This is a genomic window from Acidovorax sp. GW821-FHT09A11 (assembly GCF_059418365.1).
Genome location: NZ_JBWKPS010000002.1, coordinates 265,661 through 286,813, shown reverse-complemented (window position 1 = coordinate 286,813; position 21,153 = coordinate 265,661). Strand labels below are relative to the sequence as shown.

The window sequence follows — 21,153 nt, the reverse complement described above, 5'->3', positions numbered from 1 at the left end:
CTGCGGCAGCGGTGGACAAGTTGCCATCAGGGTATTCCTTTGCAATTGCCGGGGCTCTCCCTCCCTAGAATGTGTTGCACTGCAATACATGGGTTTCCGAGCCCGAGGAGTTCGTTGTGTCCGAACAGAAAAGTGCCGCGTCCAAATCGGCCCAGCGCGTGATCAAGAAGTACCCCAACCGTCGTCTGTACGACACGGATACCTCCACCTACATCACGCTGGCGGAAGTGCGCCATCTGGTGATGGACCACCAGAGCGTGGTGGTGCGCGACGCCAAGACGGGCGAGGACCTCACGCGCAGCATCCTGCTGCAGATCATCCTGGAGGAGGAGGCCGGCGGCGCACCCATGTTCACCGAGGCCGTGCTGGCCAACATCATCCGTTTCTATGGCCATGCCATGCAGGGCTTCATGGGGGCCTACCTGGAGAAGAACGTCCAGGCTTTCACCGACATCCAGGCCAAGCTGGCCGAGCAGTCGCAAAGCGTGACCCCGGAGATGTGGGCGCAGTTCATGAGCCTGCAGTCGCCCATGCTCAAGGGCATGATGGGCAACTACGTGGAGCAGTCGCAGTCCATGCTCACGCAGATGCAGGAGCAGATGCAAAAGCAGACGGAGCAGATGCTGGGCGCCTTCGGCATCAAAAGATAGCCCCCTGAGTCACTGGCGACGCGGATTCCACGGCGTCCGCTGGCCCCGGGCGCGCCGGTTTCACGGGCCGCCGGGCACGGCAAACGTTCGGGAAATGGGCAATCCCACCCTGTTGCACGCCGGAACTGGGACAATACGGGGATATGAGCGAAGTACTGTCCCCCACGAAAACACCCAAAGTCGGTTTTGTGAGCCTTGGCTGCCCCAAGGCCCTCACGGATTCCGAGCTGATCCTCACGCAGCTGAGCGCCGAGGGTTATGAAACCTCCAAGACCTTCCACGGGGCTGACCTCGTCATCGTCAACACCTGCGGCTTCATCGACGATGCCGTGAAGGAAAGCCTGGACACGATTGGCGAGGCCCTGGCCGAGAACGGCCGGGTGATCGTCACCGGCTGCCTGGGCGCGCGCGCGGGCGAGGATGGCGGCAACATGGTGCGCCAGATGCACCCCAGCGTGCTGGCCGTGACCGGCCCGCACGCCACGCAGGAGGTGATGGACGCTGTCCACCTGAACCTGCCCAAGCCGCACGACCCCTTCATCGACCTGGTGCCCGGCAACTTCGGCATCGCGGGCATCAAGCTCACGCCCAAGCACTACGCCTACCTCAAGATCAGCGAGGGCTGCAACCACCGCTGCACCTTCTGCATCATCCCCTCGATGCGCGGCGACCTGGTGTCGCGCCCCATCGGCGACGTGCTGAGCGAGGCCAAGGCCCTGTTCGAAGGCGGCGTGAAGGAGCTCTTGGTGATCAGCCAGGACACGTCTGCCTACGGCGTGGACGTGAAGTACCGCACCGGCTTCTGGGACGGCAAGCCCGTCAAGACCCGCATGCTGGAGCTGGTGCAGACCCTGGGCGAGATCGCCGAGCCCTACGGCGCCTGGGTGCGGCTGCACTATGTGTACCCCTACCCGAGCGTGGACGAGGTGCTGCCGCTCATGGCCACGGGCAAGGTGCTGCCGTACCTGGACGTGCCGCTGCAGCACAGCCACCCCGATGTCCTGAAGCGCATGAAGCGCCCGGCCAGCGGCGAGCGCAACCTGGAGCGCATCCAGCGCTGGCGCGAGGTGTGCCCGGAGCTGGTCATCCGCAGCACCTTCATCGCCGGCTTCCCCGGTGAGACGGAAGAAGAGTTCGCGCACCTGCTGGACTTCGTGCGCGAGGCGCAGATCGACCGCGCGGGCTGCTTTGCCTACAGCGACGTGAACGGCGCTGCCGCCAACGAACTGCCCGGCATGCTGCCCATGGACGTGCGCGAGGAACGCCGCGCCCGCTTCATGGCCGTGGCCGAAGAGGTCTCCATCGCCCGCCTGCAGCGCCGTGTGGGCGCCACCATGCAGGTGCTGGTCGACTCCGCCCCGGGCCTGGGCCGCAAGGGCGGCGTGGGCCGCACCTACGCCGATGCGCCCGAGATCGACGGCACGGTGCAGCTGCTGCCGCCCGAGAAGATCAGCAAGACCATGAAGGTGGGCGAGTTCACCAGGGCCCGCATCGTGGGCGTGCGCGGGCACGACCTGGTGGCACAGCCTATCTGAATGGGTGATTGAAAAAAGTGAGCTGCTAGCGCTGGTGTGTAGCGGGTTTCAGGGTGTTTTCTCCTGGGAACCTATAGGCAGCAGGCGGCGGCAGCTCATTTTTTGATAGGGCCGTGGGGCAGGCCCCCATGAAAAAAGGCTTCCCGAGGGAAGCCTTTTTGCTGGGTGCCACACGATGCTTACACGCGCTTGCGGTATTCGCCGGTGCGGGTGTCGATTTCGATCTTGTCGCCTTGCGAGACGAACAGGGGCACGGGCACTTCGAAGCCGGTGGCGATCTTGGCGGGCTTGAGCACCTTGCCGGACGTGTCGCCCTTGACGGCGGGCTCGGTCCAGGTGATTTCGCGCTCCACGCTGGTGGGCAGTTCGACCGAGATGGCCTTGCCGTCGTAGAACACCACTTCCAGGGACATGCCGTCTTCCAGGTAGTTCAGTGCGTCGCCCATGTTCTCGGCTTCGACTTCGTACTGGTTGAACTCGGTGTCCATGCAGACATACATGGGGTCGGCGAAGTAGGAGTAGGTGCACTCCTTCTTGTCCAGGATCACGTTGTCGATCTTGTCGTCGGCCTTGAACACGTTTTCGGTGCCGAAGTTGCCGATCAGGCTCTTGAGCTTCATGCGCACGGTGGCGGCACCGCGGCCGCCGCGGGCGTATTCGGTCTTCAGGACCACCATGGGGTCCTTGCCGTGCATGATGACGTTGCCGGCGCGGATTTCTTGAGCGATTTTCATAGCAAGTTGCTTGGGTTGGGGCCGCTCAACGCGCGGGCCGGCAAATTCGCTGGGTGGACCAGCTGGTTTTGCCCTGCCGATGCATGTTCCGCGGCGGGAATGCGCCAGGGCTGGACACCGGTGTGCCGCCCCTGTTTTGCGCAAAGCCCTGGATTTTACCGTTTTTCAGCGACAAAGCCCAAAAGCTGTGCGACGAGATTGTCCTGCGTCAGCAGCCGTGCACGGGCCGCCTGGATGCACGCGGTCCATTCCGCCAGGGTGGCGTCATCGGGCCACTGCAGCGCAGCCTGGTCCAGTCCGTTCCAGGTGGCATGAAACCGCCGCAGCGAAGGCGGCGCCTGCAGCCAGTCCAGGAACGCCCGCAGCTTGTCGTGGTGCGCGTTGTCGTGCTGGGGATAGATCTGCCAGACCAGCGCCTGCCCGGCCCAGAGTGCGCGCACCAGCGAGTCCTCGCCCCGCACGGCGTTGAAGTCGCAGGCCCACAGCATCTCGTCGAAGGCGGGCTGGGGCCGGTGGGGCAGGTATGAAATGCAGAGCTGCTCGCGCTTGTCGGACAAGGGCTGGCGGTCAATTTGGCTCGTCGTCTTGGCGCTGTCTTCCGCCAGCGCTGCCCGCACGGCGGCGGTGGGGCGACCGGGTGTGACGAGCAACTGCGTGGGCTGTGCCTGGCTGTGGCGCAGCAGCTCAGGCAGGGCGGCGGGTTCGTAGCAGAATAGCGAAACCCAGCGCTGCTCTGGGCCGCCATGGCCCAGGCCGAACGCCGACGCGTGCCGTGCACGCCAGGCGCTGCGGTCAAACACCACGCGCCGTGCCATCAGGCCGGGCTCGCGCAGCAGCCCGCCCGTGCCGGGGGTGAAGCCGGGATAGAAGAACCAGCGTGTCCAGCCGGCAGCGGGGCCGGACGAGAGGAGCGAGGAGAGCCTGTGATGGCGCTCCACATAGCTTTCAGCCGACAGGTATTCCAGATTGATCCAGACCGGTTTTGGGTGCTTTGGGCTCATGGCGCTTGATTGGCAAGCGCTGTAAGCTATGAATTCAGGAGCAATATCGCAACCGAACGCTTCCACCATCACATCGGGTGGCGGCTCGCCGGGGCCGGGCGGTGGCGAGCCCCAGGCGCGCAGCTCCACGCCGGGGCAGCCTGTGGGAGCCATCCATTGCAAGGCCGAGGCGTCGTCCACCCACAGCCGAACGCGGTGGCCCAGGCCGGCCAGCTGCGCCACCAGGCGCCAGCACACGCCAATGTCGCCAAAGTTGTCGATCACGCGGCAGAACACGTCCCACTGCAGGGGGGCGGAAGACTGGGTCATGGGGCGGGGGGGGATGGCGGGGGGCTGCGCAGGTGATCGACCAGCAGCCGGGCGACGCTGGAGAGCGCCTCTTCCGAGCGCACGCACAGCGCCAGCCGCCGGTGTGCCCAGGGCTCGTTCAGCGTGAGGGTGCGCACGGCCAGCTTGCCCTGGTACAGCGCGGCGCTGCCGCGCGGCATCACGCCCACGCCCAGGCCGGCGTTGACCATGAGGCACAGCGCGTCGTAGCTGGTCACCTGGATGCGCAGGCGCAGGGGCAGCCCCGCCGCGGAGGCCGCCCGGGCCAACTGGTTGTTGATGGCGCTGTTGGGGTGGGCACCCACGAAGTCGAACGGGAGGGCATCGGCCAGCCGCACCGCCTTGCGGCGCGCCAGCGCGTGGCCGGTGGGAACCACCAGCACCAGTTCGTCGGTGCGGTAGGGCAGCAGCGTCACGCGCTCGCCGTAGTGGCCTTCGTTGAGGATGCCCACGTCGGCCGCGTTCTCGGCCACGGAATGGGCGATGGCACTGCTGATCTGCTCCTGCAGGCGCACATCCACCTGCGGGTGCAGCGCCATGAAGCTCTGCAGCTCGGCCGGCAGGAACTGCGTGATGGCCGAGATGTTGGCCACCACGCGCACATGGCCGCGCACGCCCGTGCCGTAGTCATGCATCTGCGTGGCAATGCCGTCCAGGTCGTTGAGCACGCCCCGTGCCATGTTCAGCAGCGCAAACGCGGCGGCGGTGGGCTCGGTGCCCTTGTTGCTGCGGGTGAACAGCTCCACGCGCAGGGCCGCCTCCAGGTCGGCCAGGCGGCGGCTCACGGCCGAGGCGGCCAGGTGCTCGCGCGCGGCGGCGGCGGCGATGGTGTTTTCTTCCATCACGGCCACGAACAGGCGCAGGGAGACGGGGTCGAGTTTCATGGACCGTGGATGGTACCCCGCCATGCTGGTTTGCGATGGCAGCTTCGTGCTTGAGCGATTTACGGCGCCGCGCGTGCTGCGCATGATTCGCGCACACCGGCCCGGAGCGAGGCCGCAGGAGACTGTATTTCCATGGATTCCGTTGCTTCCCCCGCCGCGCTGCAAGGCGTGCGCGTCATCGAAATGGGCCAGCTCATCGCCGGGCCCTTCTGCGGCAAGACGCTGGGCGAGTTCGGCGCCGACGTGATCAAGATCGAGGCCCCCGAGACAGGCGACCCCCTGCGCAACTGGCGCCTCATCAAGGAGGGCACCTCCGTCTGGTGGCAAGTGCAGTCGCGCAACAAGCGCTCGGTGGCACTCGACCTGCGCCAGAAGGAAGGCCAGGACATCGCCCGCCAGCTCATCGCCGAGGCGGACGTGCTCGTCGAGAACTTCCGCCCCGGCACGCTCGAAGGCTGGGGCATGTCGCCCCAGGAGCTGCACGCGCTCAACCCCGGCCTGGTCATGCTGCGCATTTCGGGCTACGGCCAGACGGGGCCGTACCGCGACCTGCCGGGCTTTGGTGCCATTGGCGAGGCCATGGGCGGCCTGCGCCACCTCACGGGCGAGCCCGGCCGCGTGCCGGTGCGCGTGGGCGTGTCGATCGGCGACACGCTGGCGGCGCTGCACGGCACCATCGGCGTGCTCACGGCGCTGTACCACCGCAAGGTCAACGGCGGCCAGGGCCAGGTGATCGACGTGGCGCTGCACGAGGCGGTGTTCAACGTGATGGAAAGCCTGATCCCCGAATACAGCGCCTTCGGTGCCGTGCGCGAGGCCGCGGGCAGTGCGCTGCCGGGCATCGCGCCGTCCAACGCCTACCCCTGTACCGACGGCTGGGTGCTGGTGGCGGGCAATGGCGACAGCATCTTCAAGCGCCTGATGGACGCGATTGGCCGGCCCGACCTGGGCGCCGCGCCCGACCTGGCCAACAACACCGGCCGCGTGGCCCGCGTGGAAGAAATCGACGCCGCCATCGGCGCCTGGAGCGCGCAGCGCACGGTGCAGCAGGTGCTGGACGCCCTGGGCGCTGCCCGCGTGCCCGCCGGCAAGGTCTACACCGCCAAGGACATTGCGCAAGACCCGCACTACCGCGCCCGCGACATGCTGCTCACGCAACAGACGCGCGACGGCTACAGCGTGGAGGTGCCCGGCATCGTACCCAAGCTCTCGGCCACGCCGGGCAGCATCCGCAGCAGCGCTCCGCACCTGGGCGACGACACCGATGCGGTGCTGGCCGAGGCAGGCCTCACGGCCGAACAGATTGCGCTGCTGCGCAGCAAGGGGGTGATTCAATGAGTGCATCCAATACGGTGTGGCAGGGCGCAGGCCGCCGCATCCACATGCAGGAAGTCGGCCTGCGCGACGGCCTGCAGATGGAGAAGGCCTTTGTGCCCACGGCCGACAAGATCGCGCTGTGCAATGCGTTGTCGGCAGCGGGTCTGGCCAAGATCGAGGTGACTTCGTTCACATCGCCCACCGCCATCCCCGCGCTCAAGGATGCCGAGGTCGTGATGCGCGAGATCACGCGCCGCCCTGGCACGGTCTACACCGCGCTGGTGCCCAATCTGCGCGGTGCGGAGCGCGCCATCGAGTCGCGCACGGACGAGCTGAATCTCGTCATGTCGGTGAGTGCCACGCACAACCTGGCTAACCTGCGCATGACGCCGGAACAGTCGTTCGCGGCGCTGGCGCAGGTGGTGGCCCTGGCGCAGGGCGCCAAAGTGGCGGTGAATGTGTCGCTGTCGTGTGTGTTTGGCTGCCCCATGGAAGGTGACGTGCCCCAGGCCGATGCGTTCGGCTGGGTGCAGCGTTTTGTGGATCGGGGCGTGCGTGGCATCACGCTGTGCGACACCACGGGCATGGCCTATCCCACGCAGGTGCACGAGCTCACGGCGGCGGCCCGCGCGCGCTGGCCGGGTGTGGAGTTCACCCTGCATTTCCACAACACGCGTGGCATGGGGCTGGCCAACGTGCTGGCGGCCATTGACGCGGGTGCGGACCGGTTCGATGCCTCGCTGGGCGGCCTGGGCGGCTGCCCCTATGCGCCGGGCGCCAGCGGCAATGTGTGCAGCGAGGAGATCGTGCATGCGCTGGCGCTGATGGGTTATGACACCGGGGTGGATCTGGTGCAACTCGTGGCGGTGGCGCAGCAACTGCCTGCGCTCATCGATCACGACATTCCCAGCCAGATCGCCAAGGCGGGTCCGCGCCTGGCGCTGCACCCGGTGCCTGCCGATTTCGAGGCGATCCGCGAAAGGGCGCTTGCCCGCTGAACACGGGTGAGCCCGCATTACCCCAATAACACGAGGAGACAAACGCCATGACATTTCACACCCCGCTGTCCCGCCGCATCTTTACCGTCGCCGTGCTGTGCTCCGCCGCCTTGGCCGCGGGCGCGCAGGACAAGTACCCCTCCAAGCCCATCACCGTGGTGGTGCCCCAGGCGGCGGGCGGCGCCAACGACGCCATTGCGCGCGTGGTGGCGCAAAAGCTCGGCGAGCAACTGGGCCAGAGCGTGATCGTGGACAACCGCCCCGGCGCGGGCGGCACGCTGGCCACGGGCGCCACGGCCCGTGCGCGCAACGATGGCTATACCTTGCTGCTCACGGCCGACAGCGCCCATGTGATCGGCCCCGCGCTATACAAGAACCCGGGGTTCGATCCCGTCAAGGATTTCGCGCCCGTGGCGCCCGTGGCCACGGCGGGCTATGTGTTGGTGGCACACCCATCCTTCCCCGCCAGTACGGTGGCTGAAATGGTCGCATTGGCCAAGGCCAGCCCCGGCAAATATTCGATCGCCTCGGCCGGCAATGGCACGCTGAACCACCTGATCGGCGAGATGCTGCAGAAGGCCGCCGGCATCCAGCTGCAGCACATTCCGTACAAGGGTTCCGCCGCTGCAGCCACCGACGTGGTGGGCGGGCAGGTGCCGCTGTCGGTGCAAAGCCTGCCGTCGGCCATTGCGTTCATCAAGGCGGGCAAGCTCAAGGTGCTGGGCGTGGTCAATGAAAAACGCGTGGCGGCCTTGCCGGATGCCCCCACCATTGGCGAGACGATCAAGGGCTTTGGCCAGGCGCCCTGGTACGCGCTGTTTGCCCCGGCCGGCACGCCCGCGCCCATCGTGGCGCTGCTGCAGGCCGAGGTGGCCCGCGCGCTGGAGCACAAGGACGTGGTGGACAAGCTGGCCACCGTGGGCTGCGAGCCCTTCAAGGGCACGGCGGCGCAGCTGGCCGCGCTGGTGCAATCCGATCTGCCCAAGTGGAGCCGTGTCGTCAAGGACACGGGGGCGACGGTCGATTGAGGGGCGGCCGCCGCCCCTTTCGGCTTTTCACTTTTTTGGGGGTCAAACCCTTCGCAACAACGACAACGGAGACATCGCGTTCATGAACACAACCCGCAAACAATTCACCATCCTGGCCCTCGCGGCCCTGGGCACCTGCTGTGTTGGCAGCGTGGGGGCGCAGGGCGCTTACCCGTCCAGGAACGTGACCCTGGTGGTGCCCACCGCCGCCGGCGGCACCACGGACCTGTCGGCCCGCATGCTGGCGCAGGCGCTGGCGCCCGTGCTCGGCCAGTCGGTGGTGGTGGACAACAAGGGCGGCGGCAACGGCAACATCGCGGCATCCGCCGTGAAGCGCGCCGAGGCCGACGGCTACACGCTGCTGATGCAGTACTCCGGCTACCACGTGATCTCGCCCCACATCACCAGGCAAAAGCAGTGGGAGCAAGGCGACTTCCAACCCGTGGCCAACGTGATCTCGGCCCCGCAGATCATCGTGGTGCGCAACGACCTGCCCGTGAAGACGCTGGCCGAGCTCATCGCCTACGCCAAGGCCAACCCGGGCAAGCTCAACTACGCCTCGTCGGGCAATGGTTCGCTGCAGCATGTGACCGGCGCCATGCTGGAGCAGCAGGGCGGCGTGAAGATGGTGCACGTGCCCTACAAGGGCACGGGCCCCGCGCTGCAGGACCTGCTGGGCGGCCAGGTGGACCTGACTTTCGGCACCGCGCCCCCGTTCATGCCCCACATCGCCAGCGGCAAGCTGCGCGTGCTGGCCGTGACCGGCAAGCAGCGCCTGCCCAGCCTGCCCGACGTGCCCACCACCGCCGAGGCGGGCTACCCCAAGGTCGATGCCACCTCGTGGTTCGCGGTGTTCGCCCCGGCCGCCGTGCCCAAGGCCGTGGTGGACAAGCTCACGGCCGACATCCGCACCGTGGTGCAGAACCCGGCCTTCCAGCAGAAGGCCCAGGAGCAGGGCGCCACGGCCGACTACCAGTCGCCCCCGCAGCTGGGCGAGAAGGTCAAGGCCGACCTGGCCAACTGGGCCTCGGTGGTGAAGACCTCGAAGATCGAAGCGGAATAAGGATCAAATTGGTCTTCGGTGCTTGATTGACAAGCGCAAGTAGCTATCATTTGTGTAGCATTTCGGGGGGAGGTGGCTGTGCGCTGTCCTGCGCGCAGCCACAATATGCGGCATGTCTGATGTGCATTCCGAAGAACTGCTGGCGCAGGTGGCTGCGCTGCCCGCGCTGCCCGGTGTCTACCGCTATTTCGACGCCCAGGGCGCGCTGCTGTATGTGGGCAAGGCGCGCCACCTCAAGCGCCGCGTATCGAGCTACTTCACCAAGAACCATGGCGGCACGCGCATCGGCCACATGGTCGGCAAGATCGTGCGCATGGAGACCACGGTGGTGCGCTCCGAGGCCGAGGCGCTGCTGCTCGAAAACAACCTGATCAAGACGCTGAACCCCAAGTTCAACATCCTGTTCCGCGACGACAAGAGCTATCCCTATCTCAAGATCACCGGCACGCCGGGGGCTGCCGGGGCGGGCCGCGGGGATTCGCCCTCGCAGGTTTTTCCGCGCATGGCGTACTACCGGGGCGCCGTGGACAAGAAGCACCGCTACTTCGGCCCGTACCCCAGCGCCTGGGCGGTGAAGGAGTCCATCCAGCTGCTGCAGAAGGTGTTCCGCCTGCGCACCTGCGAGGACACGGTGTTCGCCAACCGCACGCGGCCCTGCCTGCTGTACCAGATCAAGCGCTGCACGGGGCCGTGTGTCAACCTGATATCGCCCGAAGCCTATGCCGCCGACGTTGCGCATGCCGAGGCCCTGCTGCGCGGCGAGACGCAGGAGGTGCTGCAGGCCATGGAGGCGCGCATGATGGCGCACTCCGGCCAGCTTGAGTTCGAGCAGGCCGCCGAGGTGCGCAACCAGATCCAGGCGCTGTCGCGCGTGCTGCACCAGCAGTCCATCGAGATTGCGGACGACAAGGATGTGGACATCCTGGCCGTGCGGGTGTTGGGCGGCCGTGCCTGCGTGAACCTGGCCATGGTGCGTGGCGGGCGGCATCTGGGCGACCGCCCGTACTTCCCCGTGCATGTGGAGGACGCCGCGGCCGTGTTCGAGGAAGAGGGGGGCGAAGGCGCCGACGACGCCACCCCCAACCGCGTCGCCCGCCGCGTGGAGGTGCTGGTGCTCGAGGCCTTCATTGCACAGCACTACATCGGCGTGCCCGTGCCCCCGGTACTCGTCACCAGCGAGCCGGTGGACAAGGCGCTGCTGGAAGCCCTGGGGGACCAGTGCGGCCTGCGCGTGACCGCCGTGCACCAGCCCCGCGAGCAGCGGCGCGCCTGGCTGGACATGGCGCAAAAGAACGCCGACCTGCAGCTGGCGCGCCTGCTGGCGGAAGAGGGCTCGCAGCAGGCGCGCACGCGCGCCCTGGCCGAAGCGCTGGACCTGCCGCCCGAGGACCTGGACCAGCTCACCATCGAGTGCTTCGACATCTCGCACACGGCCGGCGAGTCCACCCAGGCCTCGTGCGTGGTGTTCCACCACCACAAGATGCAGAGCAGCGAATACCGCCGCTACAAGATCGAAGGCATCACCGGGGGCGACGACTACGCCGCCATGCGGCAGGTGCTCACGCGCCGCTACAGCAAGGTGGCCGAAGCCGCGCGCGAGGCGGGGGGCATCGACTTTGCGGCCAACCCGGCGCCAGGGGCCGGCGAGCCCGTTCAGCCCCGGGGCGTGGCCCGCCTGCCCGACCTGGTGCTGATCGACGGCGGCAAGGGCCAGGTGGGCGTGGCGCGCGAGGTGTTCACCGCGCTGGGGCTGGACCTCACCCGCATCGTGGGCGTGGAAAAGGGCGAAGGCCGCAAGGTGGGCCTGGAGGAGCTGGTGTTCGCCGACGGGCGCGAGAAGGTCTACCTGGGCAAGGACTCGGCCGCGCTGATGCTGGTGGCCCAGATCCGCGACGAGGCCCACCGCTTCGCGATCACCGGCATGCGCGCGGCTCGCGCCAAGGTGCGCGTGGGCGGGGGCCAACTGGAGGAGATCGCGGGAGTGGGCCCCAAGAAGCGCGCCCGGCTGCTGCAGCGCTTTGGCGGTGTGCGGGGCGTGGCATCGGCCAGCGTGGAAGACCTGGCCACGGTGGACGGCATTTCGCGCGAGCTCGCCGAGGAAATCTACCGCGCATTGCGCTAGACGCCGTGCTGATCGCGGCGCACCCGGAGTTCCCGGTGCCGCCGTGACACAATCGCCGCCATGTTCTGGACTATCCCCACCTTGATGACCTGGACGCGCATCGTCGCGATACCTTTGATCGTGGGGGTGTTCTATGCGCCGCTGGACCCCGCCACGCGCAACCTGATCGCCACCGTGATGTTCGTGGTGTTTGCCGCCACCGACTGGCTGGACGGCTATCTGGCCCGCAAGCTGAACCAGACCTCGTCCTTTGGCGCCTTCCTGGACCCGGTGGCCGACAAGTTCCTGGTCTGCGCGTCGCTCCTGGTGCTGGTCCATCTGCAGCGCGCCGATGTGTTCGTGGCGCTCATCATCATCGGGCGCGAGATCGCCATCTCGGCCCTGCGCGAGTGGATGGCGCAGATCGGCGCGAGCAAGAGCGTGGCCGTGCACATGATCGGCAAGGTCAAGACGACGGTGCAGATGATCGCCATCCCGTTCCTGCTGTACGACGGGCGTCTGTTCGGAATGATCGACACCGGGGTGTGGGGCACCTGGCTGATCTGGGCATCCGCCGTGCTCACGGTCTGGTCCATGGTCTACTACCTGCAAAAGGCATTGCCCGAGATCCGCGCGCGCGTGAAGTGACATGGAACCGTGGGCCGCAGGCGCCATGGCCTGGGCCAGGCCCGACTTTTCGCCCCCTTTCGGCGCGCGCCCAGGCCGGGGCGCCGGCTCCCTGGGGGGCGGGGGCCGCGTACTTCTTGTCACCCCGCCGACGCCCTGCATTCCGGTGCGCGGCAACGTGTTTCAGCCCGCCGTGCAGTGCTGGAACTGGGGTGTCAATACGGAATGCTGCCCATACGGCATGTTTGAGACAAAAACGCCCCACAAGCCCTGTCGCAGCGTGAAATACGACTAGAATTCGACGCAACGCTGCTCCAAAGCAGCGTGTTGTATTGACACCCGGAAACTCGATGGCTTTAATCTGATGCAGCAGCCACTGCTGTGTATGCCAGTCATTCCCCCGTCTGTTTTCAACCAGCCCTTGGCTGTGCTTTCGGACGTGTGAAGACCAGATATCCGCGAGACATTCCATCAACTCTTTTCCGAGAGGCTTCTTGTGAACAAAACCGAACTGATTGAGCACATCGCTACCAACGCCGACATCTCCAAGGCCGCTGCTGCTCGTGCCCTGGAATCCACGATCGAGGCCGTCAAGAAGACCCTGAAGAAGGGCGGCACCGTTTCGCTCGTCGGTTTCGGCACTTTTGCGGTCGGCAAGCGCGCTGCCCGCACGGGCCGCAATCCCCGCACGGGCGCAACGATTAAAATCAAAGCTGCTAAAGTTCCGAAGTTTCGTCCTGGCAAGGCATTGAAAGATGCCTTGAACTGAGGATCAGTTTAGGTGGGGTCCTTAGCTCAGTTGGTAGAGCGGCTCCTTTACACGGAGTAGGTCGGCGGTTCGAGACCGTCAGGACCCACCATCACCGAACAAAGGCGAACGCAAGTTCGCCTTTTGTTTTTTGCCTTCTGAAAGATCGACCATGTTTGAATCCATCCGCAAGCACTCCAAGATCGTCATGGTCTTATTGTTCTTGCTGATCATTCCATCGTTTGTGCTGGTGGGCATTGACAGCAACTACTTCTCTGAAAAGAGCCCTGTGGTCGCGCGCGTCGATGGCAACAAGATCAACCAGACCGACTGGGACAACGCACATCGCATGGAGACTGACCGCGTGCGCGCGCAGTCTCCCTCGGTCGATCCCAAGCTCCTGGACTCGCCGCAGGCCCGCTATGCCACGCTGGAGCGGCTGGTGCGCGACCGGGTACTGGCCGCCGCCGCGAAGGACATGCATCTGGTGACGAGCGACTCGCGCCTGGCCCGCAGCCTGCAGGAGATCCCCGCGATCGCCGGGCTCAAGCGCGCGGACGGCACGCTCGATGCGGAGGCCTACCGGGCCCTGGTGGGTACGCAAGGCCTGACACCCGAAGGCTTCGAGGCGAACGTACGGCGTGATCTTTCCACCAGCCAGGTCCTTGGCGGCGTGATGGGTTCGGTGTTCGGCACCAATGCCCAGGTCAAGGTCGCGCTGGATTCGCTGTACGAGCAGCGCGAAGTCCAGGTGGCCCGTTTCAAGTCCACGGACTTCGCCGGCAAGGTGGTGCCCACGGATGCGGACCTGGAGGCGTACTACAAGACCCACTCCGCCCAGTTCCAGCAACTGGAGCAGGCCGCGGTGGAGTACGTGGTGCTGGACCTCGACAGCGTGCGTTCCGGCATCACGCTCAATGAGGATGATCTGCGCACCTACTACAAGGAAAACGTGGCGCGCATGGCAGGCAAGGAAGAGCGCCGTGCCAGCCACATCCTGATCAATGCCCCCAAGGAGGCCTCTTCGGCCGACCGCGAGAAGGCCAAGGCCCGCGCCACCGAACTGCTGGCACAAGTGCGCAAGGCGCCCGCCACGTTCGCGGAGGTTGCCAAGAAAGCTTCGGACGACAAGGGCTCGGCCACGGGCGGCGGCGACCTGAATTTCTTTGGGCGTGGCGCCATGGTCAAACCGTTTGAAGACGCGGCCTTTGCGCTCAAGAAGGGCGACATCAGCGATGTGGTGGAAACAGACTTCGGCTACCACATCATTCAGCTGACCGACATCAAGGCGCCCCGCCAGCCTTCCTTCGAAGAGCTGCGCCCCGCCATGGAGGCGGAGCTCAAGCAGCAGCAGGCCCAGCGCAAGTTCGCGGAAGTGGCCGAAGCGTTCACCAATGGTGTGTACGAGCAGGCTGACAGCCTCAAGCCGGTGGCCGACAAGCTCAAGCTGAAGGTGCAGGCGGCATCCGGCATCACCCGCACGCCCGCGCCCGGTGCGGCTGGCCCGCTGGCCAATGCCAAATTCCTCGAAGCCCTGTTTTCTTCGGACTCGCTGCAGAACAAGCGCAATACCGAGGCCGTGGAAGTCGGGCCCAGCCAGATGGCAGCCGGCCGCGTGGTGCAGTACACCCCCGCCAGGACACTGCCGCTGGAAGAGGTTCGCGCCCGCGTGCGGGAGCTTTACATTGGGCAGAAGGCCTCGGAGCTGGCGCGCAAGGAAGGCGAAGCCAAGCTGGCAGCGTGGAAGGCGACTCCGTCCAGCGCCAGTGGCTTGAGCGCCCCTGTCCAGATTTCACGCGAGCAGGTGCAGGGCCTGCCCCGGCCGGTGATTGATGCCGCGCTGCACACACCCACGGAACCCCTGCCGGCCTGGACTGGCGTGGACCTGGGGGCTGAAGGCTACGCGGTGGTGAAGGTCAACCGTGTTGTGCCACGCCAGGCCCCCGATGCGCAGCGTGCCCAGCAAGAACGTCAGCAATACCTGCAATGGTGGGCATCGGCCGAGGGCCAGGCGTACTACGAGATGCTGAAGAAGCGCTTCAAGGCAGAGATCAAGGCGCCTCGTCCGTCCGCCCTGGCACAAGCTACCGCAGAAAATTGATCAAATTGGCCGTGGGATGAAAATCCCAGGCTATAATACAAAGCTACGGTGGCTGTAGCTCAGTTGGTAGAGTCCAGGATTGTGATTCCTGTTGTCGTGGGTTCGAGCCCCATCAGCCACCCCAAACATGCAAAAGCGCTGCAACGATAGTTGCAGCGCTTTTTTGCTTTTGAGGCCCGCAACGGAGTTTTCGGTCACCAGCTCGCCCCAGGCGGGGGCATCTTGGTGGCTGAAGGCCTCAGTGGTTGCCGCAGATCTTGTGGCACAGCGCATACTGTGCCTTCATTCCTTTTCGGAGCCTTCCATGAGCCTTGTGATCCGCGATGCGTCGCCCAGTGAAAAGCGTGGCAACGCCATGTCCGCAGCCCTTGCCAAGGAGCAACTGGAGTACGCGGTCCAGATCGTGCGCGAGGTTCTACCCCAGAGCGCGGGAGATGGCGCCTTGATCGGAGCGGTGGTGCAGGCCATTGCCATGAACTACGCGGCAGTTCCTCAGCCCAACCGATAGTGGTTCCCGCTGTCCGGGGCATGGGGCTGCCCGGGCAGGTGGGTGCGAAACCGCATGGATGCCTTTGTGGCCTGTGCCTTGCTTTTTGCAGAGGGGCTTGGTACAGCGCCTGGCCTGTAAAGGAAGCTGGCCTGCCCGGAGGGACTCGAACCCCCGACCTATAGCTTAGAAGGCTATTGCTCTATCCAGTTGAGCTACGGGCAGATAGATGGAGATGGGCTTTTGGCGCACGGGGGCCTACTTGCCTTGCGGAAATCTTCCGCAACCGCGCGATTGCGCAGAACGTGGATCATAACCCGTGGCCAGTGCTGCCCTGGACAGCCCCGCCCGCGCTGATGCGGTGGTAGCAGGGGCAAGGCGGATGCGGTTATAACGAGGCCACACGCGCTCGCCATCCATTTCCTCGATCTGGCCACACCATGCCCCACAGCGTCACGCTCATACACACCATTGCTGCTGCGCTGGGGCTTGCTTTGGCGTTGGGTTTCGTGGCCGCGCGGTTGCGGCTGCCCGCGCTGGTCGGGTATCTGCTGGCGGGGGTGGTGATCGGACCTTTTACACCCGGTTTTGTGGCGGATGCAGCGATGGCCAGCCAGCTGGCAGAAATTGGTGTGATGCTGCTGATGTTTGGCGTCGGCCTGCATTTCTCCCTGGGGGATCTGCTGGCCGTGCGAAAAATCGCCGTGCCCGGGGCTGTGGTGCAGATGATGGTGGCCACCGCGCTCGGCATGGCGCTGGCCACCTGGTGGGGATGGGGGCTGGGCGGTGCCCTGGTGTTTGGCCTTGCGCTGTCGGTGGCCAGCACGGTGGTGCTTTTGCGTGCCCTTGAAAGCCTGGGTATTCTGGACAGCCACACAGGCCGCATTGCCGTGGGCTGGCTCGTGGTGGAAGACCTGGCCATGGTGCTGGTGCTGGTCTTGCTGCCGCCACTTGCCGGCTGGCTGGGCGGCAGCGGACCCGATGGCGCCGCGGCGAAGGATGTGGATGGCGCGGCACTGTGGCAGGCCCTGGGATGGACGCTGCTGCAGGTGGGCGGCTTTGTCGCGTTGATGCTGCTGGTGGGGCGCCGCCTGTTTCCGTGGGTGCTCTGGCAGGTGGCACGCACGGGCTCGCGGGAGTTGTTCACGCTGTGCGTGGTGGCGGCCGCCGTGGGCATTGCCTTTGGCTCAGCGGCCCTGTTTGGGGTTTCGTTTGCGCTGGGGGCCTTTTTTGCCGGCATGGTGATGCGTGAATCAGAGTTCAGCCACCGGGCCGCGCAAGAATCCCTGCCGTTGCGCGACGCTTTTGCCGTGCTGTTCTTTGTCTCCGTCGGCATGCTCTTCAACCCGGCCGTGCTGTGGGACCGCCCGGTGCAGGTGCTGGCGGTGGTGGCGATCATCATGCTGGGCAAGACGCTGGCCGCGGCCGCGCTGGTCCTGGCATTTCGCTATCCGCTCAATACCGCCCTCACGGTGTCCGCGAGCCTGGCCCAGATCGGGGAGTTCTCCTTCATCCTGGTGGCGCTGGGTTCTTCGCTGGGGCTGCTGCCACCTGAAGGGGCCAGCCTCGTGCTGGCGGGGGCACTGATTTCGATGGCGCTCAACCCCATGCTGTTCCACGCCATCGCTCCCTTGCAGACCTGGCTGCGCGCTCGCTCGGAGCTGGCGCGGCGGCTGGAGCAGCGGGACGATCCGCTCGCGGAGCTCCCCATGAGCACCGACGCCCGGTATCTCGCTCGGCAGGTGGTGCTGGTGGGCTATGGCAGGGTGGGGCGCCGCGTGGCACAGGTGCTGGTTGCCAATGACATTCCATTCGTCGTGGCGGAGCAGAACCGTGAACTGGTGGAGTCATTGCGGGAAGCGGGCATTGCGGCGGTCTTTGGCGACGCCGTGGACCCCGCGGTGCTGATACAGGCCCACATCGCACGGGCCGCGATGCTGGTGATCGCAACACCGGACACGCTCAATGTGCGCCAGATCATCACTACCGCGCGCACCCTCAATCCCCACATCGAAACCGTGGTGCGCAGCCATAGCGGGGACGAGGCCCGCAGACTGGCGCAGGAATGCGACAGCACGGTGTTTCTGGCCGACGAGGCACTGGCGCAGGCCATGGCCCGCCATGTGCTGGAACGCACGGAGGCCCGCCTTGCACGCCACACCAGCCCGGCATCGCTGCACAGCCGGGTCTAGCTTGGTCTTTGAGGCCTGTAGCGCTTTGGTGGAAAGCGCTGAATGCTATGAATTGAATAGCAAATCAGTCGGTTTCTTCAAATACCAGTGCTGGAGGCGCCATGATGCGCGCCGTATTCCCCAGCTCTTCGATCAGGTGGTTGGCGAAATAGCTGTTTTGCGTGTCCGGCTCCAGCGCGGCAAGGGCCAGGTTGGCGCGGGGCTGGTTCAGCGGCACGTAGAAGCTGCCCGCGGGCACGTCGATGGCGCTGCGCACGGGCGACACCTGTACACGCACGATTCCTGCGCCACCCGCGATGGTGCCGATCACATCCTGGCGGTCGCCTGCCTCGCGGGCGGTTTCACGGTAGATGTCGGCCAGCGCGGAGCCCGGCTCGGCCACGCGCATGACCTGCAGGCCCAGCAGCCTCAGGCGCTCGACGGCGGCGGTGGAGCTGGCCGAAAGCCAGTAGCCGCAGGGCCGGGCCCGGGTCTTGGTCGGGCGCAAGGTAAGGGAGGAGTTCCAGTCCACGCGGATGGGGCGGTCTGCCCCTGTCTCCGGGTCGAGGAAGTCCAGCTCCCGCTGGGTGGGCGTGGCGGCGGCCTCGATCACGGCCTGGTCGCGGCAGGCGAGGGCACTCACATCCCGCGCGACAAAGGAGCGGACCTGCTCCAGGTTGCCGGCGCGCTCGGCCGTGCTGCGCAGCGCGCTGGCGATGGCCGTGACCTGCGAATGCACGCGGCGCTGGATGTGCATGCGCCCGATGCCCACGCCCCGTGTTTCGATCAGCAGGCTCACCGTGTTCTTCAGGCCGTTCACGTTGCGGCCCGTGTCGGGCTGTGTGCCGCCCATGGAGATGCGCTTGTCCTCCGGATTGGTCGAGGTGGTGTAGTACCAGTCGCTCGTGAGGCCCTGCGCCTTGAGCGCTGCCACCATCGGCTGGTGGTACCACTCCTGCGAGGCCTTGGTCAGGAACTCGGGGTAGTTGGCGGTGGTGGTGTATTGCAGCAGTGCGTCGTAGCGCTGGATGGCATTGAATTTTTGCAGGTAGCGGCCCACCACGGTGTATTCGTGGGCGTCCACGACGAGGATGGGGCGGTAGTCATTGACCACCTTGGCCAGCGCGCGGGCCTCCGGGGTGTTGAGCAGCAGGTGGTCGCGGTTCATGTCCACGCCATTGGCCGTGACACGCGTACCCACGGCCGCGCCGTCGGGATTGGCCCGGGGCACCACCACCACATTGATGCGGTCGAGCAGGGGCTCGAGCAGCCCCTGCACCAGTTCGCGGCTGATCACCAGCAGGGCCTCGCTGCCCGCAGGTTCGTCGCCATGCTGTTGCCCGACCAGAACGACCGTCGGCCGGCCACTCGTGTCCAGGTTGGCGGGCTCGGTGCCAGCGGCACGGGTGACCAGCAGCCCCTGGATGGGCTCCCCGCGTTGGGACGTGCCCAGATGGAGCAACTTGGCGCGCGTGGAGCCGCGGGGGGCCGGTTCAGCCAGCGAGAGCAGCCATTGGCCGAGTTCGGCATTGGTGGTGAAAGCCCGGCGGTCCGGGCCCAGGCCAGGCGTGCTGTAGGCCACGGCGGGGTCGGGGAAGCGGGCTGCCACGGCTGCGCCATAGGGCGGTGCCATGGGGCCTTCGTTTTGGACCACCAGCGCGGCGGGTGGTGGCAGGGGGCTGGCGATGGCCCCTTGACGTTGCGCCTGCGATGCCTGGCCCAGCGGCGTGGGCACCACGGTGCCCTGCTGCACACGCGGCAGCGGGGCCGGTGCGGTGGTCCTGGCGGCAGGGGTGGACGGCCAGGGGGGCAGGGGCGTGCTGGAGCAGGCCGTCAGCAGCACGGCGACCAGCAGCGCCGACGCGCGCAAGGGCATCCGCCTTGTCGAAAAGGCGGGCGCAACCAGGGCGGCAGGGGCGTCCGTTGGGTGGCGGAGAAAAGGGGAATGCATGGTCATGGTGGTTTCTGCCATTGGGAGCCTCGCGGGCGGCTTGTTACGGTGATGTTACCTGCCTGCCCCCGCCATACCGTGTCAGCGTACATCCCGTTGCAAACGCAGGGTTGACACCCGGATTGCCGCTTTTCCACGCAGTTTCACCGGCGACTCTCGAAGGCGCCTTGCCGCCCAGGCTGGGTGATCGCAGCCCCTGGGGGCTCAGCGCCGTCCCCCCCGCGAGCGCGGGCACGGGCTGTGCCATCCCGCAACCGCCGAATGCGCGCCGGGCCGCGGTGTGCCCTGCCCGCGCTTACATGCCCGGGCCGGAAGCGAGCGGGCTGGATGGAGGCTCCGCCGCCGCATGCGCGGCCGCTGGCGCCCCGGGTGCAGCCGTGGTCGCCGGCATCATTTTCAGCCGCAGCAGCGCGCGCACGAACCCGTGGTCCGAACGGGTGCGGTCGCGCCCTTCATGCAGGTGGTCATTGAAGTAGTCCACCCGCCGCACGTCGCCGATGCTGTTTCGGCCGTTGTGCACGAACTCCTCGCTCACCAGGATCTGGTCGAGCACGCTGGGCGAGCCCTGGTGGATGTGCGAGTACGCCACATCCTTCTTCAGCGCCGCGTCGCCCTGCAGGTCGTAGGCATTGAACAGGGCCACATCGCGGGCGGAGCGGTCGTAGGCGATCTCGTTCGTGGCGCAGATGAGCTGCGTTGTCACGCTGTCGGGCGTGTCGTTGAAATCCCCCATCACCACCAGCGGCACGCTGGTGCGGTGCAGCAGATCGATCACCAGGCAGCGCAGCGCCATGGCCTCCGCGCCCCGCATGATCAAGGAACGCAGGGAGGCCAATGCCATCACCTTGCGGTCGTCCCGGTCTTCCGTCGGGTTGCCCTGCGCATCCTGCAGGAATTTGGGGCGCTTGGACTTGAGGTGCGCGGTCAGCACATTCAGGCGCTGACCATGCTTCATGCGCAGCGTCAGGACCAGTGGCGGCCGCTCAAAGCGCGCATGCACCGCCAGCCCTGGTACATCCACGTGAAAGCCCGGCGGGAATTCCGGGAACGACTGCAAGGCTTCCACCTGGAGCCTCGTGGCGATGCCCACGCGTGGCGTGCCCTGTGCACCGCCATGCGTGGCGTCGTTCTCCGCCCCGGGCACGGCCACGAAGTCGTAGCGCAGGCCGCTGCGGCCGATGGCCCCCTTGAAGGCCGCGTCGTCCCATACCTCCTGCACCGCCAGCACATCGGCATTGAGCATGCGGAAGCGGTCGCCCAGCCAGGTGAGCTTGCGATCAAACTCGGCCTGGGTGTACGGATCCTGGTTCTCATAGAACAGGCGGCCCGGGTTGGCCAGGTTGAGCACGTTGCAGGTGGCCACCATCAGGGTGGCCAGGGGCTGGGGTGGGTCGTTGGGGCGCATGGGCAGAGCATCGCACAAGGATGCC

General features: G+C 66.4%; 17 protein-coding genes and 3 tRNA genes. 14 read left to right on the top strand and 6 right to left on the bottom strand.

Going from position 1 to position 21,153, the window contains the following annotated elements:
• Positions 1 to 116: 116 nt before the first annotated feature.
• A complete protein-coding gene (gene phaR / locus AC07PV_RS05365; protein WP_218294234.1) occupies positions 117 to 650 on the top strand; it encodes a polyhydroxyalkanoate synthesis repressor PhaR in 534 nt (177 codons plus the stop codon).
• Between the two features lie 143 nt (positions 651 to 793).
• Positions 794 to 2,185: a 30S ribosomal protein S12 methylthiotransferase RimO gene (gene rimO / locus AC07PV_RS05360; RefSeq protein ID WP_492255108.1), complete on the top strand. Its 1,392-nt coding sequence runs from the start codon at positions 794 to 796 to the stop codon at positions 2,183 to 2,185.
• A gap of 179 nt (positions 2,186 to 2,364) precedes the next feature.
• Here rimO and efp read toward each other — a convergent pair whose 3' ends face one another.
• The 3 genes from efp to AC07PV_RS05345 form a co-directional block, all read right to left on the bottom strand.
• Entirely contained in the window at positions 2,365 to 2,919 is a 555-nt protein-coding gene (gene efp / locus AC07PV_RS05355) for an elongation factor P (RefSeq protein ID WP_057223504.1), read from the bottom strand.
• A 155-nt stretch (positions 2,920 to 3,074) separates the two neighbouring features.
• Complete coding sequence (gene earP / locus AC07PV_RS05350; RefSeq protein WP_218294236.1) at positions 3,075 to 4,229, bottom strand: elongation factor P maturation arginine rhamnosyltransferase EarP; 1,155 nt, start codon at positions 4,227 to 4,229, stop codon at positions 3,075 to 3,077.
• Positions 4,226 to 5,131 (bottom strand): LysR family transcriptional regulator, encoded by a 906-nt coding sequence (locus AC07PV_RS05345; RefSeq protein WP_218338936.1) that lies wholly within the window; start codon positions 5,129 to 5,131, stop codon positions 4,226 to 4,228. The genes earP and AC07PV_RS05345 overlap by 4 nt, the downstream gene beginning before the upstream one ends.
• Before the next feature lie 132 nt (positions 5,132 to 5,263).
• On the opposite strand from AC07PV_RS05345, the gene AC07PV_RS05340 reads away from it, so the two are divergent.
• From AC07PV_RS05340 to AC07PV_RS05290, 11 genes are all read left to right on the top strand, one after another.
• Positions 5,264 to 6,469, top strand: a complete 1,206-nt coding sequence (locus AC07PV_RS05340; protein ID WP_492255109.1) for a CaiB/BaiF CoA transferase family protein — start codon at positions 5,264 to 5,266, stop codon at positions 6,467 to 6,469.
• Positions 6,466 to 7,446, top strand: coding sequence for a hydroxymethylglutaryl-CoA lyase (locus AC07PV_RS05335; RefSeq protein WP_492255110.1), 981 nt, complete (start codon positions 6,466 to 6,468; stop codon positions 7,444 to 7,446). The genes AC07PV_RS05340 and AC07PV_RS05335 overlap by 4 nt, the downstream gene beginning before the upstream one ends.
• A 47-nt stretch (positions 7,447 to 7,493) precedes the next feature.
• Positions 7,494 to 8,474 (top strand): Bug family tripartite tricarboxylate transporter substrate binding protein, encoded by a 981-nt coding sequence (locus AC07PV_RS05330; RefSeq protein ID WP_492255111.1) that lies wholly within the window; start codon positions 7,494 to 7,496, stop codon positions 8,472 to 8,474.
• Positions 8,475 to 8,556: 82 nt separating this feature from the next.
• Positions 8,557 to 9,537, top strand: a complete 981-nt coding sequence (locus AC07PV_RS05325; RefSeq protein ID WP_218294241.1) for a Bug family tripartite tricarboxylate transporter substrate binding protein — start codon at positions 8,557 to 8,559, stop codon at positions 9,535 to 9,537.
• Positions 9,538 to 9,649: 112 nt separating this feature from the next.
• Positions 9,650 to 11,659, top strand: a complete 2,010-nt coding sequence (gene uvrC, locus AC07PV_RS05320; RefSeq protein ID WP_494629632.1) for an excinuclease ABC subunit UvrC — start codon at positions 9,650 to 9,652, stop codon at positions 11,657 to 11,659.
• Positions 11,660 to 11,719: 60 nt separating this feature from the next.
• Positions 11,720 to 12,286, top strand: a complete 567-nt coding sequence (gene pgsA / locus AC07PV_RS05315; protein WP_218294243.1) for a CDP-diacylglycerol--glycerol-3-phosphate 3-phosphatidyltransferase — start codon at positions 11,720 to 11,722, stop codon at positions 12,284 to 12,286.
• Between the two features lie 475 nt (positions 12,287 to 12,761).
• A complete protein-coding gene (locus AC07PV_RS05310; protein ID WP_008906675.1) occupies positions 12,762 to 13,034 on the top strand; it encodes an HU family DNA-binding protein in 273 nt (90 codons plus the stop codon).
• A gap of 15 nt (positions 13,035 to 13,049) precedes the next feature.
• Positions 13,050 to 13,125, top strand: a tRNA-Val gene (locus tag AC07PV_RS05305).
• Between the two features lie 60 nt (positions 13,126 to 13,185).
• Positions 13,186 to 15,114 (top strand): SurA N-terminal domain-containing protein, encoded by a 1,929-nt coding sequence (locus tag AC07PV_RS05300; protein ID WP_218294244.1) that lies wholly within the window; start codon positions 13,186 to 13,188, stop codon positions 15,112 to 15,114.
• A 48-nt stretch (positions 15,115 to 15,162) separates the two neighbouring features.
• Positions 15,163 to 15,238, top strand: a tRNA-His gene (locus AC07PV_RS05295).
• A 180-nt stretch (positions 15,239 to 15,418) separates the two neighbouring features.
• Positions 15,419 to 15,622 carry a hypothetical protein gene (locus tag AC07PV_RS05290; protein ID WP_055400780.1) on the top strand — a complete coding sequence of 68 codons (204 nt, stop codon included), beginning with the start codon at positions 15,419 to 15,421 and terminating at the stop codon, positions 15,620 to 15,622.
• Between the two features lie 127 nt (positions 15,623 to 15,749).
• Here the strand turns inward: AC07PV_RS05290 and AC07PV_RS05285 are convergent.
• Positions 15,750 to 15,826, bottom strand: a tRNA-Arg gene (locus AC07PV_RS05285).
• A 215-nt stretch (positions 15,827 to 16,041) separates the two neighbouring features.
• Between AC07PV_RS05285 and AC07PV_RS05280 the strand changes: the two genes are divergently transcribed.
• Positions 16,042 to 17,793 (top strand): cation:proton antiporter domain-containing protein, encoded by a 1,752-nt coding sequence (locus AC07PV_RS05280; RefSeq protein ID WP_218294245.1) that lies wholly within the window; start codon positions 16,042 to 16,044, stop codon positions 17,791 to 17,793.
• Positions 17,794 to 17,857: 64 nt separating this feature from the next.
• On the opposite strand, the gene AC07PV_RS05275 is transcribed toward AC07PV_RS05280, so the two are convergent.
• Positions 17,858 to 19,729 (bottom strand): M14 family metallopeptidase, encoded by a 1,872-nt coding sequence (locus tag AC07PV_RS05275; RefSeq protein WP_370628445.1) that lies wholly within the window; start codon positions 19,727 to 19,729, stop codon positions 17,858 to 17,860.
• 289 nt (positions 19,730 to 20,018) lie between these two features.
• Complete coding sequence (locus AC07PV_RS05270; protein WP_218294246.1) at positions 20,019 to 21,128, bottom strand: endonuclease/exonuclease/phosphatase family protein; 1,110 nt, start codon at positions 21,126 to 21,128, stop codon at positions 20,019 to 20,021.
• Between the last annotated feature and the right edge of the window lie 25 nt (positions 21,129 to 21,153).

Coding starts and splice junctions, on each gene's coding strand:
- rimO (WP_492255108.1), top strand. CDS start 794: ATGAGCGAAGTACTGTCCCCCACGAAAACACCCAAAGTCGGTTTTGTG.
- efp (WP_057223504.1), bottom strand. CDS start 2,919: ATGAAAATCGCTCAAGAAATCCGCGCCGGCAACGTCATCATGCACGGC.
- earP (WP_218294236.1), bottom strand. CDS start 4,229: ATGACCCAGTCTTCCGCCCCCCTGCAGTGGGACGTGTTCTGCCGCGTG.
- AC07PV_RS05345 (WP_218338936.1), bottom strand. CDS start 5,131: ATGAAACTCGACCCCGTCTCCCTGCGCCTGTTCGTGGCCGTGATGGAA.
- AC07PV_RS05340 (WP_492255109.1), top strand. CDS start 5,264: ATGGATTCCGTTGCTTCCCCCGCCGCGCTGCAAGGCGTGCGCGTCATC.
- AC07PV_RS05335 (WP_492255110.1), top strand. CDS start 6,466: ATGAGTGCATCCAATACGGTGTGGCAGGGCGCAGGCCGCCGCATCCAC.
- AC07PV_RS05330 (WP_492255111.1), top strand. CDS start 7,494: ATGACATTTCACACCCCGCTGTCCCGCCGCATCTTTACCGTCGCCGTG.
- AC07PV_RS05325 (WP_218294241.1), top strand. CDS start 8,557: ATGAACACAACCCGCAAACAATTCACCATCCTGGCCCTCGCGGCCCTG.
- uvrC (WP_494629632.1), top strand. CDS start 9,650: ATGTCTGATGTGCATTCCGAAGAACTGCTGGCGCAGGTGGCTGCGCTG.
- pgsA (WP_218294243.1), top strand. CDS start 11,720: ATGTTCTGGACTATCCCCACCTTGATGACCTGGACGCGCATCGTCGCG.
- AC07PV_RS05300 (WP_218294244.1), top strand. CDS start 13,186: ATGTTTGAATCCATCCGCAAGCACTCCAAGATCGTCATGGTCTTATTG.
- AC07PV_RS05290 (WP_055400780.1), top strand. CDS start 15,419: ATGAGCCTTGTGATCCGCGATGCGTCGCCCAGTGAAAAGCGTGGCAAC.
- AC07PV_RS05280 (WP_218294245.1), top strand. CDS start 16,042: ATGCCCCACAGCGTCACGCTCATACACACCATTGCTGCTGCGCTGGGG.
- AC07PV_RS05275 (WP_370628445.1), bottom strand. CDS start 19,729: ATGACCATGCATTCCCCTTTTCTCCGCCACCCAACGGACGCCCCTGCC.
- AC07PV_RS05270 (WP_218294246.1), bottom strand. CDS start 21,128: ATGCGCCCCAACGACCCACCCCAGCCCCTGGCCACCCTGATGGTGGCC.